The 17509-nt window shown below is 43.2% G+C and carries 17 protein-coding genes; 12 read left to right on the top strand and 5 right to left on the bottom strand.

The annotated features are described in order from the left end of the window. Nucleotides 1-123 precede the first annotated feature (123 nt). The 9 genes from BW980_RS17270 (at nt 124) to BW980_RS17230 (ending at nt 9071) form a co-directional block, all read left to right on the top strand. Entirely contained in the window at nt 124-1314 is a 1191-nt protein-coding gene (locus tag BW980_RS17270; RefSeq protein WP_076456488.1) for a pyridoxal phosphate-dependent aminotransferase, read from the top strand. Next, on the top strand, nt 1314-2330 hold the full coding sequence (gene murB, locus BW980_RS17265; protein WP_076456430.1) for a UDP-N-acetylmuramate dehydrogenase: 1017 nt from the start codon (nt 1314-1316) through the stop codon (nt 2328-2330). Before BW980_RS17270 ends, murB begins: the two co-directional genes overlap by 1 nt. Nucleotides 2331-2532: 202 nt before the next feature. Next, nucleotides 2533-3099, top strand: a complete 567-nt coding sequence (locus BW980_RS17260; protein ID WP_076456429.1) for an RNA polymerase sigma factor — start codon at nt 2533-2535, stop codon at nt 3097-3099. Nucleotides 3100-3103: 4 nt separating this feature from the next. Continuing rightward, nucleotides 3104-3862 carry an anti-sigma factor gene (locus BW980_RS17255; protein WP_076456428.1) on the top strand — a complete coding sequence of 253 codons (759 nt, stop codon included), beginning with the start codon at nt 3104-3106 and terminating at the stop codon, nt 3860-3862. An 85-nt stretch (nt 3863-3947) separates the two neighbouring features. After that, the gene (locus BW980_RS17250) at nt 3948-4166 is read left to right on the top strand and encodes a hypothetical protein (protein ID WP_013992087.1); all 219 of its coding nucleotides are present in this window, start codon (nt 3948-3950) and stop codon (nt 4164-4166) included. Nucleotides 4167-4191: 25 nt separating this feature from the next. Next, nucleotides 4192-4746 carry an RNA polymerase sigma factor gene (locus BW980_RS17245; protein WP_076456427.1) on the top strand — a complete coding sequence of 185 codons (555 nt, stop codon included), beginning with the start codon at nt 4192-4194 and terminating at the stop codon, nt 4744-4746. A gap of 119 nt (nt 4747-4865) precedes the next feature. Next, nucleotides 4866-5741 carry a lipoyl synthase gene (lipA, locus tag BW980_RS17240; RefSeq protein WP_076456426.1) on the top strand — a complete coding sequence of 292 codons (876 nt, stop codon included), beginning with the start codon at nt 4866-4868 and terminating at the stop codon, nt 5739-5741. A 94-nt stretch (nt 5742-5835) separates the two neighbouring features. Further along, nucleotides 5836-6846: a type I glyceraldehyde-3-phosphate dehydrogenase gene (gap, locus tag BW980_RS17235; protein WP_076456425.1), complete on the top strand. Its 1011-nt coding sequence runs from the start codon at nt 5836-5838 to the stop codon at nt 6844-6846. Further along, a complete protein-coding gene (locus BW980_RS17230; RefSeq protein ID WP_076456424.1) occupies nt 6843-9071 on the top strand; it encodes a tetratricopeptide repeat-containing hybrid sensor histidine kinase/response regulator in 2229 nt (742 codons plus the stop codon). Before gap ends, BW980_RS17230 begins: the two co-directional genes overlap by 4 nt. Here the strand turns inward: BW980_RS17230 and lpxK are convergent. Then, nucleotides 9064-10059 carry a tetraacyldisaccharide 4'-kinase gene (lpxK, locus tag BW980_RS17225; RefSeq protein WP_076456423.1) on the bottom strand — a complete coding sequence of 332 codons (996 nt, stop codon included), beginning with the start codon at nt 10057-10059 and terminating at the stop codon, nt 9064-9066. The two genes, BW980_RS17230 and lpxK, sit on opposite strands and share 8 nt — an antisense overlap. 48 nt (nt 10060-10107) lie before the next feature. On the opposite strand from lpxK, the gene BW980_RS17220 reads away from it, so the two are divergent. Together BW980_RS17220 and BW980_RS17215 are read left to right on the top strand one after the other, a co-directional pair. Then, nucleotides 10108-11202 carry a Nif3-like dinuclear metal center hexameric protein gene (locus BW980_RS17220; protein WP_076456422.1) on the top strand — a complete coding sequence of 365 codons (1095 nt, stop codon included), beginning with the start codon at nt 10108-10110 and terminating at the stop codon, nt 11200-11202. Between the two features lie 5 nt (nt 11203-11207). Further along, nucleotides 11208-11987, top strand: a complete 780-nt coding sequence (locus BW980_RS17215) for a zinc ribbon domain-containing protein (protein WP_013992094.1) — start codon at nt 11208-11210, stop codon at nt 11985-11987. A 67-nt stretch (nt 11988-12054) separates the two neighbouring features. Here the strand turns inward: BW980_RS17215 and BW980_RS17210 are convergent, their stop codons facing one another. Together BW980_RS17210 and BW980_RS17205 are read right to left on the bottom strand one after the other, a co-directional pair. Then, nucleotides 12055-13395: an FAD-dependent oxidoreductase gene (locus BW980_RS17210; RefSeq protein ID WP_076456421.1), complete on the bottom strand. Its 1341-nt coding sequence runs from the start codon at nt 13393-13395 to the stop codon at nt 12055-12057. 326 nt (nt 13396-13721) lie between these two features. Next, nucleotides 13722-14270, bottom strand: coding sequence for a ClpP family protease (locus BW980_RS17205; protein ID WP_046287315.1), 549 nt, complete (start codon nt 14268-14270; stop codon nt 13722-13724). 209 nt (nt 14271-14479) lie between these two features. Between BW980_RS17205 and BW980_RS17200 the strand changes: the two genes are divergently transcribed. Continuing rightward, a complete protein-coding gene (locus BW980_RS17200; protein ID WP_076456487.1) occupies nt 14480-15160 on the top strand; it encodes a hypothetical protein in 681 nt (226 codons plus the stop codon). A gap of 12 nt (nt 15161-15172) precedes the next feature. On the opposite strand, the gene BW980_RS17195 is transcribed toward BW980_RS17200, so the two are convergent. Together BW980_RS17195 and BW980_RS17190 are read right to left on the bottom strand one after the other, a co-directional pair. After that, complete coding sequence (locus tag BW980_RS17195) at nt 15173-16318, bottom strand: MFS transporter (protein WP_076456420.1); 1146 nt, start codon at nt 16316-16318, stop codon at nt 15173-15175. A 137-nt stretch (nt 16319-16455) separates the two neighbouring features. Continuing rightward, a complete protein-coding gene (locus BW980_RS17190; RefSeq protein WP_175609906.1) occupies nt 16456-17505 on the bottom strand; it encodes a M12 family metallopeptidase in 1050 nt (349 codons plus the stop codon). Nucleotides 17506-17509: the final 4 nt, after the last annotated feature.

The raw sequence follows: 17509 nt of genomic DNA, 5'->3' as shown, positions 1-17509 counted from the left end.
TTTAATTTACGATTTTTTCAGATACACCCCCTCTTTTTTAACAAAAGACAAACAAACGAATTCGCTATGAATCATGGTTTTGTCGTTTGGTTTCCTCATTTTTGTGCCAAAATTGTAATTAACATGCCTTCAATATCACATAAAGGGCAATTGATGCCCGAGTCCCCTATCAGAAAATTGGTCCCCTATGCAGAAGAAGCCAAGAAAAAAGGGGTCAACGTTATTCACTTGAACATCGGCCAACCTGATATCAAAACACCACAGGTAGCCCTTGATGCAGTAAAGAACAACACTTTGGAAGTACTGGCCTACAGCCGTACCGAAGGCTCGGAAACCTATCGTGAAAAACTTGCGGCCTACTACGCCAAAAACGACATCCACGTCAGTGCAAAAGACATCATAGTCACCACGGGCGGCTCAGAGGCCTTGGCCTTTACCATGAGTACCGTTGCCGACAACGATGATGAAATTATCATTCCCGAACCATTTTACGCCAATTACAATGGCTTTGCAACGGCCGTTGGGGTCAAGGTAGTTCCTGTCATATCTCATATTGACTCCAATTTTGCCCTTCCCCCTATCGAAGAGTTCGAAAAACTGATTACCCCACGCACAAAAGCCATCCTTATATGCAATCCGGGCAACCCTACGGGTTACCTGTATACTAGGGAAGAAATTAAGAAATTGGCGCAAATCGTCAAAAAATACGACCTTTTCCTCATTGCCGATGAAGTCTATCGGGAGTTTACCTATGATGGCAAGGAACACTATTCCATTTTACAGGAAGAAGGCCTCGAAAACCACGCCATTGTCGTTGACTCGGTCAGTAAAAGATATAGCATGTGCGGTGCCCGTATCGGTTGTCTGGTATCAAAAAACGAAACCATAACTAAAACCGCCCTGAAATTTGCCCAGGCCCGGCTATCGCCACCGACCTACGCCCAAATTGCCAGTGAGGCAGCCTTGGAAACGCCACAGAGTTACTTCGACCAAGTCAAGGAAGAATACGTCGGACGGCGCGACCTTCTGATCCAAGAATTAAAAAAAATAGAAGGTGTAAAAATAGGGGTACCCCAGGGGGCATTTTATTGTATCGTTGAATTGCCCATTGACGACTCCGATGCTTTTGCCCAATGGCTGTTAGAGGAATTCCGACTAGACAACGAAACCGTAATGGTAGCCCCGGCCGCAGGCTTCTATGCCTCTGAAGACCACGGAAAGAACCAGATAAGAATTGCCTACGTTCTCGACAAAGAAAACTTAAAGAAAGCTGTTCATATACTAAAGGAAGGACTAGCCAGTTATATAGGTTAATGGAAGTCAACAAAGATATATCCCTTAAAACCTATAACACCTTTGGCATTGATGCCAAGGCAAAGTTTTTTGTTGAAGTCAATAGTTTAAACGATTTAAAATCGGCACTTCAACTAAAAGGCTACCCTGAAAAATTCATACTCAGCGGCGGAAGCAACATGCTTATCACCAACGACCTGAACGCCCTGGTATTGCACATCAACCTCAAAGGAAAGGAGGTTGTTTCGGAAAACGACGACACCGTTAGGTTAAAGGTCATGGCCGGTGAAAACTGGCACCAAATGGTGCTGTACACCCTTGAACGGAATTACGGGGGACTAGAAAACATGTCACTCATTCCGGGCAATACAGGTACGGCCCCCATTCAAAACATAGGGGCCTACGGTGTAGAGCTCAAAGATACCTTTGTTTCGTGCGAAGCCATGCACATTGAGACACAGACGTTGAAAACCTTTTCTAAAGAAGAGTGTCGCTTCGGTTATCGCGATTCTTTTTTTAAGAATGAAGGCAAAGGTCGTTACGTTATTGTTTCGGTTACCTTAGAGCTCACAAAGCGCAACCATAAAAAGAACACATCTTATGGCGCAATCGAGGCCGAACTTGAAAAAAAGGGGATTACGGACCCCACAATAAAGGACATTTCAAATGCCGTTATTGCCATACGGCAAAGCAAACTGCCAGACCCAAAGGTTTTGGGCAATAGTGGCAGCTTTTTTAAAAACCCGGTAATCGGTGCCGAAGCCTATCGGAAATTTTCACAGCAGCACCCCGATGCCCCATCGTACAAGGTTTCGGAAGAAGCGTATAAAATACCTGCCGGATGGCTTATTGAGCAATGCGGGTTTAAGGGGAAAAAATTCGGTGATGCCGGTGTCCATAAAAACCAGGCATTGGTTCTTGTCAACTACGGAAATGCAAGCGGAGACGAAATTTTAAACTTGGCATATAAAATTATTGAAGAAGTAGACCATAGATTCGGAATACGGATTTCACCCGAAGTCAATATCATAAAATAACCCCCGAAAAAGAATTCCGGGGGCTATACCAAACCAAACTAACCAAAAATTAAATGTGCAGTTACCAAGTGCACATTTACATTATTAATATTAACGCGGCGATATAAAAATCTATTTTATAAATTAGCGTCAAACCATATACGGTACAATCTATCGGATTGGATGCCATAAGGTCGATTTTTTTTTCGCCCCATACAGAAAAATGAGTACTTTATTTGAAAAGCACATTGTAGAACTACTGCGAGAACGAGACGATAAAGCGATTTCCCTCTTGTACGAACATTATGGCGACACCCTATTGGGAGTTGCCAATAAAGTAGTACGTGACGAGGAACTGGCTCAAGATGTCTTACAGGAAAGTTTTGTAAAAATCTGGAAAAAATCGGACTCGTACGACGCTTCAAAAGCGAAACTTTTTACATGGTTATTCCGGATTACACGAAATACGGCAATAGATAAATTAAGAAGTGTCAATACAAAAAGCGACAAAGAAATCCAAATCGATGTTTCTGACGTATATAATTTAGGCGTCAACAGTACACGACCCGAGTTTATGGACGTCCGTGAGAATCTCGAAAAGATAGAGACCAAATACCAAATTGTGTTAGATGCCTTGTTTTTTCAAGGAATGACACAACAGGAAGCAAGTGATGAGCTTGACATTCCGCTGGGAACTATAAAATCGAGATTAAAGATCGGTCTGAGGGAACTCAAGAAAATTTACGGCCCTACCCTACTGTTGGTGTTATCGATTAACTTGATACCTTAAAACCATGAAAGAAAAGATAAAACTATTTTTAGACTCCGATTTACTCGAGAGCTATCTTTTAGGCACGACCACTACAGAGGAAACATTGCGTGTAGAACGCTATATCTCAATGTATCCCGAAGTAAGGGAGACCTATGAAGAACTACAGGACAATTTAGAGACCTATGCCAAGATGCATGCCGTCAAGGCTCCCGAGCAATTGAAAGACCGTATCCTTAAAAGCATCCGCAAGGAAACGGGAATGAAAAGGAACTTTTACCGTATGGCCATTGCGGCCAGTTTCACCGTGTTGATATCGGTGGGCGCCTCATATTTCTTCTGGGACCAAAACCAGAGCCTTCAAGAAGAAAACACTATCGTCAACAATAAAATCGACGATTTAGAGGAAACCATGCGTGCCCAACTTGAAGATGTAAGAAACCAGTTTATCGTACTTCAGAATCCCGAAACCAAAAAATACACGGTCAAAGGGAACAAAAAGGCGAAAGAACTCAAAGCGGTGGCCTATATCAACCCCGTAAAACGTCTTTCTTATATAAACGTGAGCAAATTGCCACACCTACCAGAAAACCAATGTTACCAGATGTGGGCAGAGGTAAACGGGGAAATGGTAAACTTAGGCATTATCAAAGAAGCCAATAGCCAAGAGAAATTATTGGCCCTACCCTATGCTGATGATGCCATTAGCTATATCACCATAGAGCCCAAGGGAGGCAACCAAAGCCCAACGGTTGAAAACATTGTTGCCAACATCGCATATTAAAGCGTCTCACATTTAAGATATCATTAAGCCCCGAAACTTCCGTTTCGGGGCTTAATTTTATATCTTTGCCCCAAAATAACTTAATATGAAACTCGTATTATTGACCATTGGGTTATTAGCTTTGGCATTTGCAGGAATAGCCATCAAAATATGGTCTAAAAAAGATGGCAAGTTTGCCGGAACCTGTGCCAGCCAGAGTCCTTTCTTGAATAAAGACGGAGAAGCCTGCGGTATGTGCGGAAAACTTCCTAGCGAACAAGATTGTAGAAAAGACGACAACGTAAACCTTCAGTCTTCCATATAAACTTATATCTCAAACTTATATCCCTTTGGCAAGAGCCGGCGACCATATCCAAACTACCATTAAAAAAGCTCTTGCGGGTAACCAAATAGCCTATAGCACGCTTTTAGACACCTTTTGGAACGAAGTCTACGGATTTCAACTGAAGCGCACCGAGAACGAGAACGACGCCGAAGACATCACCGTTCAAACCTTCTCAAAAGCCTTCGATAAACTGAGCACCTACAATGCCGATTATGAATTCAAGACATGGCTCATTGCCATTTCCAAGAACATTCATGTAGACCTCATCCGTAAGCGCAAAAAAAACCTTGAAACCGGTGGCCACCAAGACGTAGTAAAAAAAGTACTTGACGACGCCCCATCTGCGGAAGACCAATTGATCCGCGAGCAGAACCTGGCCAGTCTTCTACTACACATCAAAAAACTAAAGCCCCACTATCAAGAGGTCATCAACCTAAGGTATTTTAAAGAATTAAGCTATGCCGATATTGCGAAAGAGCTCAATGAGCCCATAAACAACGTAAAAGTGAAACTATTGCGCGCAAAAAAACTATTGGCAGAGGTCATTCAAAAAAAATAGTCCCCCCTAAAGATTTATCGCACCCCAGGTGCACCCATGATCAGATGCCATCAAAAACCGTCGGCGACCGCATGTTACTGCACGCCTAAATCGTATATTTGTATAAAATTGCACAAGCTATGAGTACGGAAACCATAACCAATGTACATCCGCCCAAGGGAAAACCCAAATGGTTAAGAGTGAAATTGCCGACCGGCAAAAAATACACCCAGCTAAGGGGCCTGGTCGACAAGTACGACCTACATACCATCTGTACTTCGGGCAGTTGTCCGAACATGGGCGAATGTTGGGGGGAAGGCACCGCTACCTTTATGATATTGGGGAATGTCTGCACCCGATCGTGCGGTTTTTGTGGTGTAAAAACCGGCCGACCCGAAACCGTTGATTGGGCCGAACCCGAAAAAGTGGCCCGTTCGATCAAGATTATGGGCATTAAACACGCCGTAATTACCTCCGTTGACAGAGATGACCTCAAAGATATGGGCTCCATTATCTGGGCGGAAACGGTAAAGGCCATTCGCAGAATGAACCCTGAAACCACTTTAGAGACCCTAATTCCCGATTTTCAGGGAATAGAAAGACACCTAGATCGGATCGTAGCCGTAGGTCCGGAGGTGGTATCGCATAACATGGAAACCGTAAAACGACTTACACGTGAGGTACGTATTCAAGCCAAGTACGAGCGTAGTTTAGAAGTACTACGTTATTTACACGACAAGGGCGTAAACCGCACAAAGTCTGGAATAATGCTCGGTTTGGGCGAACTTGAAGAAGAGGTCATAGAGACCATGAAAGACCTAAGAAATGCAAATGTTGATGTAGTTACCATTGGACAATACCTACAACCCTCGAAAAAACATTTGCCCGTTAAAGAATTTATTCTTCCTGAACAGTTCAAGAAGTATGAAGAAATCGGTCTGGAAATGGGATTCAGACATGTTGAAAGCGGGGCACTGGTAAGATCCTCGTATAAGGCGCACAAACACATTAACTAGGTTTTTGTGGGATAATCGGCTACCGTTCTAAGCATACCAAAGAAAAAGTACAGAGTTAAGTAGATCATATTATTGATAAGCCCGTCCCTTTAAGATGAAAAAAACCAAGATTGGCATAAACGGATTTGGCCGTATTGGCCGTACGCTATTTAGACTGCTAGATGGCCACCCCAACTTAAACGTAGTTGCCATTAACGATTTGGCCGATGCGCGAACACTATCCCATTTATTGAAATACGATAGTATCCACGGGGTTTTTGGAGGCGAAGTCGGCTACAAAAAAAACCAAATCCTTGTCAACGGAACCCCTATAAACCTGACCAACCATACAAGTCCGGCCGAAATCCAGTGGTCAGATGACGAGGTTGACCTTGTGGTAGAGTGTACGGGCAAGTTTAAGACCAAGGAAAGTCTAGCGCCCCATCTGGCCAATGGCGCCAAAAAAGTAATTTTATCGGCTCCCCCGGCGGACGAGGATATCAAGATGGTAGTCTTGGGAATCAACGAAGATATCTTGAACAAAGAGGATACCCTTATTTCAAACGCCTCTTGTACGACCAACAATGCCGCTCCGATGATCAAGATTATCGATGAGCTGTGCGGTATAGAGCAAGCCTATATTACCACCATACATTCGTATACCTCCGACCAAAGCCTGCACGACCAGCCCCATCACGACCTAAGAAGGGCCAGGGCGGCCGCTCAATCGATCGTTCCCACAACAACAGGTGCCGCAAAGGCCCTGACCAAGATTTTTCCACATTTGGCCGAGGTAATCGGAGGATGTGGAATTCGGGTACCCGTACCCAACGGTTCTTTAACCGATATTACCTTTAATGTTAAGAATGAAACATCTATTGACGAAATAAACTCTATTTTCAAGGAAAAATCCGATAAAGAGCTAAAAAACATACTATTATACACCGAAGATCCCATTGTATCCATCGATATAAACAATAGTTACCACTCTTGTACGTTTGACTCTATGATGACTTCGGTGATTGGAAAAATGGTTAAAATCATCGGTTGGTACGATAACGAAACCGGCTATAGTAGCAGGCTCGTCGACCTAATGCAATTACTGGTTCAAAAAAAATACATTTGAGGTTTAACCTACAACATATAAAACTAACGCGAATACTACTGGTATTCATCCTTATCCTGACTGCCCAAACGGGACATTCGCAAGACACCCTTCACTTAAAAAACAAGGATGTCCGTATTTATTTTGAAGCCGCCCGAGCCCATCGCAACAGGGATGAGACCGACCTGGCATTGGAAGCCCTTGAAAAGGCCGCAGAGGTTGCCGAAGCCAATGCCGACGTAAAGGCTTTGGTAGACTGTTACCATAAATTCGCCTTGGTATACCTCAAACTAAAGAAGGAAGAGACTACCTATTTTTACTGGGACAGGGCCAAAGCTTTGTTAAAAGATATAGAATACCCCTATGGCCATGCCATGCAAAAGTATATCGAAGCCATTTTACTCTTTCACGACGATAAGAATTTTCAGGCCATTTTTATGCTCAATGAGGCCAAGCAACTGAACAATGACCGAAACTTCTTCAATAACATATTGCTCGCTGAAGGTAATATCTACCTGAAACTTGAAAAGTTCGATAGCGCTGCAAAGAATTTCAATTCGCTTATTGTCAATACGGACATATACGAAAGCGACTATTTGGCGACTAGGGCACATTTGGGCCTGGCACAGCTACATTTTCAAACGGAAAAATTCGACGAAGCTGCCGTAAATGCCGAGAACGCCCTTAAGCTTGCCAAGAAAAATAATTTTTTCAAGGAAATTTGGGAAGCCAACGAAATGCTCACCAACACTTACGAGCAAATGGCCCAATACCCTAAATCTTTAGAGCACAACAAAAATCTACTACATATACGCGACTCGCTTTTCAATATTGCCAAGATGAAGACCGAGGCAAAGACTGCCGAAAAGATCCAGTTCGATTTTATGAGTGACGAGATAAAACGTCAAGAAGCCAAGATAGAAGAGCTGAACGAATCAAAGAACAAATCGGACATTACGGCCATACTCACCTCTGCCTTATTGACGATCATTACCCTTTTGGCCGTTTCCCTTTTTAGGAACAACCAGATCAAACTGAAGACCAACGAGCTCTTACAGACCAAAAACAACGAACTTAAGGCCGCAAGGGATGCCGCCGTAACGGCCATGGAAGCCAAGACCAATTTCTTGTCTACCGTAAGCCACGAACTCAGAACACCGCTCTATGCCGTAACGGGCCTTACCCATTTACTCTTGGAAGAAAACCCGAGCAAGAACCAAAAAGAACACCTAAAAGCCTTAAAATTTTCAGGTGATTACCTGTTGAATTTCATTAATGATATTCTTCAGATCAACAAGATCGATGCCGATAAGCTAGAGCCCCTGAACGTACAGTTCAATCTAAAAAAGGTACTTCAAGAAGTTATCGATTCGCTCAAACAGAGCGCGCAAAACAACAAAACCGAATTAATTCTCGACTACGATCCCGAGATACCTTACCACATACTCAGCGACCCCTTGAAGCTTTCGCAGGTTTTCTTGAACCTCGTAGGCAACGCCCTTAAGTTTACAAAAAACGGAGAGGTACGGGTCATTGCCAAGTTATTGAAGAAAGACGACGAAGACATTACCCTCTACTTTGAGGTTAAGGATACGGGAATAGGTATAGCCAAAGAACAACAGGAAAATATTTTTGACGGCTTTGAACAGGGATCCATACAGATCAACAGGGAATACGGCGGTACCGGCCTAGGCCTTACCATCGTAAAAAGCCTCTTGGGCCTATTCGGTAGTAAAATCCAACTACAAAGTGAACTCGGGGTAGGAAGCTCCTTCTTCTTTGAACTGGAGGCGAAAAGCAAGGAAAGCTTGGTTGACGATATTCCATTTGCCATCAGCGAGCAGGAATACGACTTTAAGGGCTTGAACATTTTAATTGTTGAAGACAACAAGATCAACCAGGTCATCACCAAAAAAATGTTGAGCAAAAAAGAGATTACGAGCGACATTGCCAACAATGGTGCCGAAGCAATCGATTTGGCCCGTGAAAATTATTACGACGCCATTTTAATGGATATCCACATGCCTGGAATCGGCGGTGAAGAAGCGACCGTTGAAATACGCAAGTTCGATATCGTTACACCTATTATTGCCTTGACCGCTATTTCTTTAGACGATAGTTTAGAGAGTTTTTATGCGGCCGGCTGTAACGACGTAATTACCAAACCGTTCAAACCCGAGGTCTTCTACCAAAAAATTGGCGAGAACATTTTCAACCGAAAAGAACTCAAGAACTCGATTACATAAATTCTTGTAGCCTTTGCTCTAGCACAGCCTCGCCATTCGCAAGAAACTTATGCCGTACAGGTATAAAATAAAGATGGTCTACCTTATCCTTTAGGCGTACAAAATCCTTTTCGGTAGTAAGGATACATTGTTTTTGCCTTAGCATTTCCAATTCGGTTTCAGAAAAGCTATGATGATCCTTAAACCTCAAGTGTTCGAACTCCACCCCCTTGTTTTCCAAATAGACCAATAAGGGTTTCGGATTGGCAATACCCGTCACCAATGTAACGCTTTGCCTACGCAAATCTTCAAAATCTATACTACCCTCGTTTCCTATGAGCCGGTCTCCGTAGGCCAGATAAGAGAATATAAGTCGTTGGTAGGCCTTTGGCCGAAGCTTGTTTTCTAGCTCCTGTTGTGCCGCAAGACTTAAATCTTGGGGACATTTGGTCACTACGATAACTTGGGCCCGCCCCGCTTCCTTTTTACTATCCCTCAAATTTCCCGTGGGCAAATACCAGTCATCTACATACAGGTTATCGAAAGAGGTAAGCAGTATTGAAAACCCACACTTTACCTTACGGTGTTGATAGGCATCGTCCAAGAGAATCACATCGGGGCGTATTTTCTCTTCCAAAATAGTAATTCCGTTCCGTCGGTCGGCATCTACGGCCAAGGCCAGATCGGTATACTTTGAAAATATCTGATAAGGCTCATCCCCTAGTGTTTCAACCGTGGCCTGGGCATCGGCAAGAACAAAGCCTTTTGATTTTCTACGATAGCCCCTGCTCAACACCGCCACTTTATATTGATCTTTCAATAGGGCGACCAATAGCTCTACCATAGGTGTTTTTCCCGTACCACCGGCACTCAGGTTTCCAACGCAAATGGTAGGTGTTTCAAAGCTCTTGGAACTAAAAATCCCTTGATCATATAAAAAATTACGGAGGTAGACCACCAAGGCATATACCAAGGATACGGGAAACAATATTTTTCTGAGTAGTTGCACAAAGGCGAAAATATAATATTTTATCTTTAGACCTGATAAAAAATAGACATGACCGTAAAAGAAGTCACCGAAATACTCGAAGACCTAGCTCCTCTATCCTATGCCGAGGGCTTTGATAATGTAGGCCTTTTGGTAGGCGATTCCACCTCCGAGGTTACAGGCATACTCGTAAGCTTGGACACTATGGAAAACGTAATCGACGAGGCCATCGAAAAGAAGTGTAACCTTATCGTCAGCTTCCATCCTATCATTTTTGGGGGATTAAAAAAGATTACGGGCAAATCGTACGTTGAACGCGTAGTCATCAAGGCCATTAAAAACGATATCGCCATTTATAGCATGCACACCGCTTTAGACAATGTACCGAACGGGGTCAACGCAAAAATATGTGAAGTTTTAGGCATCAAAAACACCAAAGCCTTGATTCCTCAAAAGGGGAGCATTAAAAAACTAACGACTTACGTACCCCTAAAAGATGCGGAGGCCGTTAGGAAAGCCATATTCAACGCCGGAGCAGGAAATATCGGCAATTATAGCAACTGTAGCTTTAATGTTAACGGACTGGGCAGTTATAAGGCCGGGGAAAATGCCAAGCCCACCTTGGGAGAAATAGGCAAGACCCATTATGAAGAAGAAACCCAACTGAACGTAACCTTTTCAAAGGCACACCAATCTAAAATAATGAAAGCCTTGTTTGCCACCCACCCATATGAAGAAGTGGCCTATGAAATAACCACGCTCGAGAACAATGACCAAAACCTGGGTATGGGCATGATAGGGACACTCGATTCGCCCATGGGGGAATTGGATTTTTTAAAACAAGTGAAGCAAACGATGTCGGCCGGAGGCATTCGACATTCCAAACTATTAGGAAGGGAAATTCAGAGCGTTGCGGTCTTGGGCGGAAGTGGGGCCTTTGCTATTGATGCCGCCAAAGCTGCCGGCGCCGATATTTTGATTACCGCAGACATTAAATACCACGAGTTTTACAAAGCGGAAGACAAAATAGTGATCGCGGATATCGGACACTATGAAAGCGAGCAGTTTACAAAAAACCTTTTAGTTGACTATCTTACAAAAAAAATCCCTAATTTTGCAATCCGTTTATCGGAAAGTAAAACCAATCCCATCAAGTATTTATAAAGTATATGGCAAAAAAATCAGAAGCAACGGTAGAGGAAAAGTTAAGGGCATTGTACGACTTGCAATTGATTGATTCAAGAGTCGATGAAATACGCAACGTACGTGGCGAACTTCCTTTAGAAGTAGAAGATTTGGAAGATGACGTTCTTGGTCTAAAAACGAGATTGGACAAGTTAAAGACAGATGTTGAGACCATCAATTTTGAGATTGGTGCCAAAAAGAACCTCATAGAAGAGGCAAAAGCGCTTATAAAGAAATACGCGGAACAACAAAAGAACGTTCGTAACAGTAGGGAATTCAACTCTATCAGTAAAGAACTAGAGTTTCAAGAACTCGAAATTCAACTTGCCGAAAAGAACATTAAAGAGTTCAAGGCACAGATAGAGCAAAAGAAAGAAGTTATTTCCGAAACCAAAGAACGGTTGGCCGAGCGCGAATCGCATTTGAAGCACAAGAAAAGTGAACTTGACGCTATTTTGGCAGAGACCGAAAAAGAAGAAAAGGCACTTATCGAGCATTCCGAAAAGTTCCAAAACGAAATAGAAGAGCGATTGGTGAAGGCGTACAAACGTATTCGCCATAATGTTAAGAACGGTTTGGCCGTTGTGCCGATCGAAAGAGGGGCCTCAGGGGGATCTTTCTTTACTATACCTCCACAGGTACAGGTAGAAATTGCTTCACGCAAGAAAATCATTACCGACGAACACAGTGGAAGAATCTTGGTAGACCCCGTTTTGGCTGAAGAAGAAGCTGAAAAAATGCAAAAAATGTTCGCCAAATTATAGTCGAACTATACCGATACAAAAAAAGCCATCATTTTCATGATGGCTTTTTTTTATGTGTTCAACGGAACTACAACAGGCTCAAAATCTTTTGCTCGACCTCGTCACTGTCCCACAGGCTTTCAATATGGGGCATTTGCATTACCTCCTTCATAATTTCCTCTTGGGCATCGCCCATGGCCAAAGCCTCGGCGTAGGGCTTATTTGAAAAAGTAACCCGCGAATAGGCCGGTATCCATTTATCGGGATGTAATTCGGCAAAACGTTTCTCTATTTTTTTCTGCAATAAAAATTTGGCATCGGCGGTTTTGCTGCTCATTTCCACAAAATTGCGATAACTCAGTTCCGCTATGGCATCGGCATTGGGCTTACGCTCTTTTTGATAGGTTTCAAAAATAGTTTCCCAGTCATCACCGTGTTTTTCGATAATCTGCTTCAAGGCAAAGATATCTTCAAAGCCTGCGTTCATACCTTGGCCGTAAAAGGGCACTATAGCGTGCGCTGAATCACCTACTAAGGCCACCTTGTCCCAATAGGTCCAAGGATAACATTTGATCGTTACCATGGCACTTGTAGGATTTTTAAAGAAATCCCCGGTCAAGTTCTCTATCTCTTTTCGAACATTCGGAAAATAAGTCTTAAAAAAGGTCGTGGCCTGTTCCTTGGTCTTAATGCTTTCAAAAGACACCTCCCCTTCAAAAGGCATAAACAGGGTACAGGTAAAACTCCCATCGATATTCGGCATAGCGATCAGCATAAAATTGCCCCTAGGCCAAATGTGAAATGAATTTTTGTCCAGTTTATGGCTTCCGTCTTCATTGGCCGGAATCGAAAGCTCCTTATAACCTACATCAATAAAGTTTTGCGAATAATCAAAGCGGCTACGGCGTTGCATTTTGTGTCGTACCCTTGAAAATGCCCCATCACAACCGAAGATAATATCGTAATTGTACTCTTTCCATTTTCCTTTTTCCGACTCACCGGTAAACAAGGTTGCCTCGGGCAAATCTACGTTCCAAACCTTCTCATTAAAGCGAAATTCCACTCCTGCCTCTTCGGCCAAGTCGATCATCTTTCGGTTCAATACCCCTCTCGAAATAGACCATATGGCCTCGCCGTCCTTCCCGTACTTCTGAAAATACATCGGCTTTCCGATAACGTGCATGGCCCGTTTGTCTAAGGGTATGGCTATTTTCTTTATCTCATCTTCAATTCCGACTTCCCGTAACGACTGCCATCCTCGATTGCTCATCGCCAGATTAATAGATCGCCCTGAAAATTCAACATTACGTATATCGGGCCTCCTATCGAAAACAGTAATCGTATGCCCCATTTTTTTAAGGTAGATGGACAACAGTGAACCAACAAGACCGGAGCCTATTATGGCAATGTTCTTAGAACTTTGTTTCATATAAATTTCAGATAATGAGAAAGTGGTAAATGTACTAAATTCTATAAGAGTCTCTAAATACAGGACCTTAGTCCACAGAAAGTCGCTACTTTGTTACGCTTGGCCTTTCACGCCCATCGGCATCGACCGATTTGAGCAGGATTCAAAACCATCGGGACCTAGATTTGAGTTTAATATTTTTTTAACGTAAATGAAAAATCCTTGATTTGCCTTTCTTTCGTAAATACTTATGAAAATTCCGCGCAAGCGTCTATATATATCCAAAAAAAAGTCCTTCATAATTTTTAATTACGAAGGACTTTTTTCTTTTCGATACTCAAGAAGGATTATTCTAAAATGCCGTCTACGATACCGTACGCTACTGATTCTTCAGCGTTCATCCAGTAATCCCTATCAAAATCTTTCAACACCTTTTCATAGTCTTGACCACAATTATCGGCAAGAATACGGGCGCTTAGTTCTTTAGTTTTGATAATTTCCTTGGCTTGGATCTCTATATTGGAAGCCTGGCCCCTTGCCCCTCCACTAGGCTGATGTATCATCACCTGTGCATGTGGCTGAATAAACCTACGGCCTTTCTTTCCTACAGAAAGTAAAATAGAGCCCATAGAGGCGGCAAGACCGGTACAAATAGTTGAAACGGGACTCTTTAACGACTTTATGGTATCGTACATGGCGAAGCCAGAGGTAACATACCCGCCCGGACTATTGATGAACAATTGTATCTCCTTATTATTCTGCATATCTAAATACAATAAACGGTCTATGACATGCTTGGCAGAATCATCATCTACCATGCCCCACAAGAAGACTTTGCGTTCTTCTAGTAATTTCTCGTCTATCGCTTCTTGAACTTTTCCTTTTTTAGAACTCATTTGTGATTGTTTATACCACTCAAAATTAAACAATTTATCCGTACTAAAATAGTGTATGGACATTATCGCGGAAATTACCATCCACCTCCCTATTTAACGACGGGCCCCACTCCTAACCCCACCCTTCTTTAAAAGAGCCTTCCTATGATTTTTCAGGTATGCCCACCGCCTTAGCGCAAAAGCCATTATCTTTGACCAAAAACAGAGTCATGGCAAAGTACCTTTACGCATATATCTTATTTACCTTCCTTTTTATAAGCTGTAAAGAAAATAAAAAAGCAGAGCCCTCCCAACCCGAAAAAGAGCTGACCATTCTTGAAAAAATAGCCTATGCCAACGGCTATAAAAACTGGAACAAGGTCGAAGAGCTAAAATTCACTTTTAACGTCGACAGGGATACCGCCCACTTTGAGCGCAGCTGGATATGGAAACCCAAGACCAACGACGTCACCGCTATATCGGCAAACGATACCTTGACCTATAACCGAAAGGATATGGACAGTACGGCCTATAAAACCAACGGTGGATTCATAAACGACAAATACTGGTTGATAGCCCCCATTAATATTTTATGGGACAAAAACGGAAGCACCAACGAGCTTAGCCCTAAAGCGGAAGCCCCGATCAGCAAGAAAAGCATGCAGAAATTAACGGTCGTCTACAAACAAGAAGGCGGTTACACCCCAGGTGACGCCTATGACTTTTATTTTGGCGACGATTACTTGATCAAAGAATGGGTATTCAGAAAGGGCAACCAGGCCGAACCTTCAATGATCACCACTTGGGAAGATTACAGCGAGCTTGGGGGACTAAAAATCGCAAAAATGCACCAAAACGAAGACGGTAGCTTTAAGCTCTACTTCACCGGCCTAGAGGTAAAAACAAATTAACCGAAGCCTCTCTTACCGCTTGCGGTTAAGCTTAAACGTGGCGGCAAGGACCAAAAGCGCACAGGCGAACAACACCAAGAAACAAGTCTTTAAGGAAGAACTATCGGCAATATAACCTAAAATGGGCGGGGCCGTTAAAAAGCCGGCATAGCCCGTACCCGCTATAAACGATACCCCTTGGGATGAATCGACCCCTTTGACCTTTCCGCCGATACGAAAGAGTTCGGGTACCATTACCGAAAAACCGAGTCCGCTTAACGCAAAACCGGAAATAGCCCAAAAGGTATCTGCGGTCAGCACCATAAGGTAGCCCGTTAACACGATCAGGGTAGCCAAGGTGACCATTTTTACCGAACCGATGTTTTCACTGAGGGCATCGCCGAGAAACCTTCCTAAGGTCATGGTAATCTGAAACCCCAAGAAACCGGCGCCCCAGAGTACTTCCGGTGCCAAACTGACCTCTTTCAAATAGAGTCCGCTCCAATCGACTATGGCCCCCTCGCTCCCCATGGAAACGAATGAAATAAGCCCCAAAAACAACATCGGTTTAAAAAGCTTTAGACTAAAGGCTTCCTTTCCTTCAGAGACGGCAACCACGCTTTTATACTTTCCATGAAATATAAAATTGATCGTAAAAACAAGAAGTACCGCAAGGCCCATGTGCAAAGGTGGATTATCAAGCGGCCCGATCAAAAAACTGCCCAATCCTGCCAAGACACCGCCTAGGCTAAAAAATCCGTGGGACGCACTCATAAAATTCTTCCCATCTTCCTTTTCAAGTTCCGTGACCAAGGTATTCATGGCGATATCGGTAATACCATTCGAAGCCCCGAACAGAAACAACGCGGCCATAAGTGTATAATAGTTGGGGGCCAACAAGGGCATAAGTGCTGCTACACAGCTCATAACGACCCCGTACCACGTTGCCCTTCCCACACCGATTCTATTGATAATAGACGATGCCATGGGGAATACCGTAAACACCCCTAGCGATAGAAAAAATATGGCCAAGCCCAATTGTGACTTATCAATTTGAAGTTGCTCCTTTACCGCCGGGATATAAATCGCCCAGGTGCCAAATAGGATATTTATACTGGCAAAGACCCAGGCAGCCCCAAAATAGCGTGAATTGGTAAGTATTAGGCGTAAAGACTTCATACAAGATATTTGACCGCGAAGGTAATTCAAAAAGCGTTTTCCAGAAATGAAAAAAGGCCATCTTATGCAGATGGCCTTTGATCATGAAATATGTGTAACTGACAGAAAACCTGTCTTTGCTTTAACCCCAGTTAGAATTAATTACAAGTCTTGATATAATTCCAACGGGTAAAATCCCTTTGGTACAATCTACCATAATAGGTTACGTAGTCTCCGACTCTGTAAGCTTTGTTCGAAGAAAACTCTTCGGCAGTGTCACACAGGTCCTCTTCTGGTTCTGGGTTACCTCCACCATCGGTAGATGGGTAGGCCACATTGGTTCCTGCAATATCCAAAGGAGAAAGCTTGGCTTGTCTTTGAGGCAAAATATTTCCATTCAAATCGGTAATCGTAGGTTGGCCGTTTTTACTGAATGTATAGCTACCGTACATCATGGTAGAATTGATATCAAAATCGCTGGTAAGATAGATAGCCGATGTATTCTTATAGAATTGATCAACGGCATCAGGTTGTATGTTCTCAACATTGATAATGATATGGTCGTCCCTATCAGCGCGGTTTTGCTCATGAATATAGCCCAAAGTGTGACCTATCTCATGAATGATGACCACGGCAGTAGCGCGGGTACCCAGTTTGATATAGCCACTGGAACCGTACATACCTAAGGTAGCCACACCTGAATTACTATTAGAACCTGAAGATGATATAGTTACGTAATTAGATTGGTTGGTACGCTCCTTAAAACGGACATTAGTCTTGCTCGTCCATTCGTCAAACGACTTTTGCAATTCTGAACGTACACTTGAACTCAATCCGTTTATCACATAATACACCGTATTATCGGGCCACTTTCTGATACTACCGTGCTGGGCCAAACCTGACAGCTCTTCCCCGGGGACAGGGTTAGGATCATAAGCATCAGGGGAATCGGAAAGTTGATCTTCGAACAATCGGATATCCGTACCCGCCAAGCTGTATGTACCATCTTCTTCCAGTTCCACCTTTACGGCATCACCTAAGAAATATTTAGTAACGAATTGAGATTCCTGTTGAGCCTCAACTTCCGCTTTGGGACGGACGGAAGTTTCGGCCTCAGGTTCCACGGCATCTTCAGTACAGGATCCTAAAACCAATGCACAGGTCGCCATAAAAAGCATAAATCGCGTAGGGAACGTTTTATTGTTCATTTTT

This window comes from Zobellia uliginosa (genome assembly GCF_900156625.1).
Taxonomy (GTDB): domain Bacteria; phylum Bacteroidota; class Bacteroidia; order Flavobacteriales; family Flavobacteriaceae; genus Zobellia; species Zobellia uliginosa.
Note: the sequence above shows the minus strand (reverse complement) of the source record. Positions and strands in the feature narration are given on the sequence as shown.

Bases quoted from the DNA above. Each gene is read 5' to 3' on its own strand.
- BW980_RS17205 (WP_046287315.1), bottom strand. From the start codon at position 14,270: ATGAGTTCTAAAAAAGGAAAAGTTCAAGAAGCGATAGACGAGAAATTA.
- BW980_RS17200 (WP_076456487.1), top strand. From the start codon at position 14,480: ATGGCAAAGTACCTTTACGCATATATCTTATTTACCTTCCTTTTTATA.
- BW980_RS17255 (WP_076456428.1), top strand. From the start codon at position 3,104: ATGAAAGAAAAGATAAAACTATTTTTAGACTCCGATTTACTCGAGAGC.
- murB (WP_076456430.1), top strand. From the start codon at position 1,314: ATGGAAGTCAACAAAGATATATCCCTTAAAACCTATAACACCTTTGGC.
- BW980_RS17210 (WP_076456421.1), bottom strand. From the start codon at position 13,395: ATGAAACAAAGTTCTAAGAACATTGCCATAATAGGCTCCGGTCTTGTT.
- BW980_RS17250 (WP_013992087.1), top strand. From the start codon at position 3,948: ATGAAACTCGTATTATTGACCATTGGGTTATTAGCTTTGGCATTTGCA.
- BW980_RS17195 (WP_076456420.1), bottom strand. From the start codon at position 16,318: ATGAAGTCTTTACGCCTAATACTTACCAATTCACGCTATTTTGGGGCT.
- lipA (WP_076456426.1), top strand. From the start codon at position 4,866: ATGAGTACGGAAACCATAACCAATGTACATCCGCCCAAGGGAAAACCC.
- BW980_RS17270 (WP_076456488.1), top strand. From the start codon at position 124: ATGCCTTCAATATCACATAAAGGGCAATTGATGCCCGAGTCCCCTATC.
- BW980_RS17220 (WP_076456422.1), top strand. From the start codon at position 10,108: ATGACCGTAAAAGAAGTCACCGAAATACTCGAAGACCTAGCTCCTCTA.
- BW980_RS17190 (WP_175609906.1), bottom strand. From the start codon at position 17,505: ATGAACAATAAAACGTTCCCTACGCGATTTATGCTTTTTATGGCGACC.
- BW980_RS17215 (WP_013992094.1), top strand. From the start codon at position 11,208: ATGGCAAAAAAATCAGAAGCAACGGTAGAGGAAAAGTTAAGGGCATTG.
- gap (WP_076456425.1), top strand. From the start codon at position 5,836: ATGAAAAAAACCAAGATTGGCATAAACGGATTTGGCCGTATTGGCCGT.
- BW980_RS17260 (WP_076456429.1), top strand. From the start codon at position 2,533: ATGAGTACTTTATTTGAAAAGCACATTGTAGAACTACTGCGAGAACGA.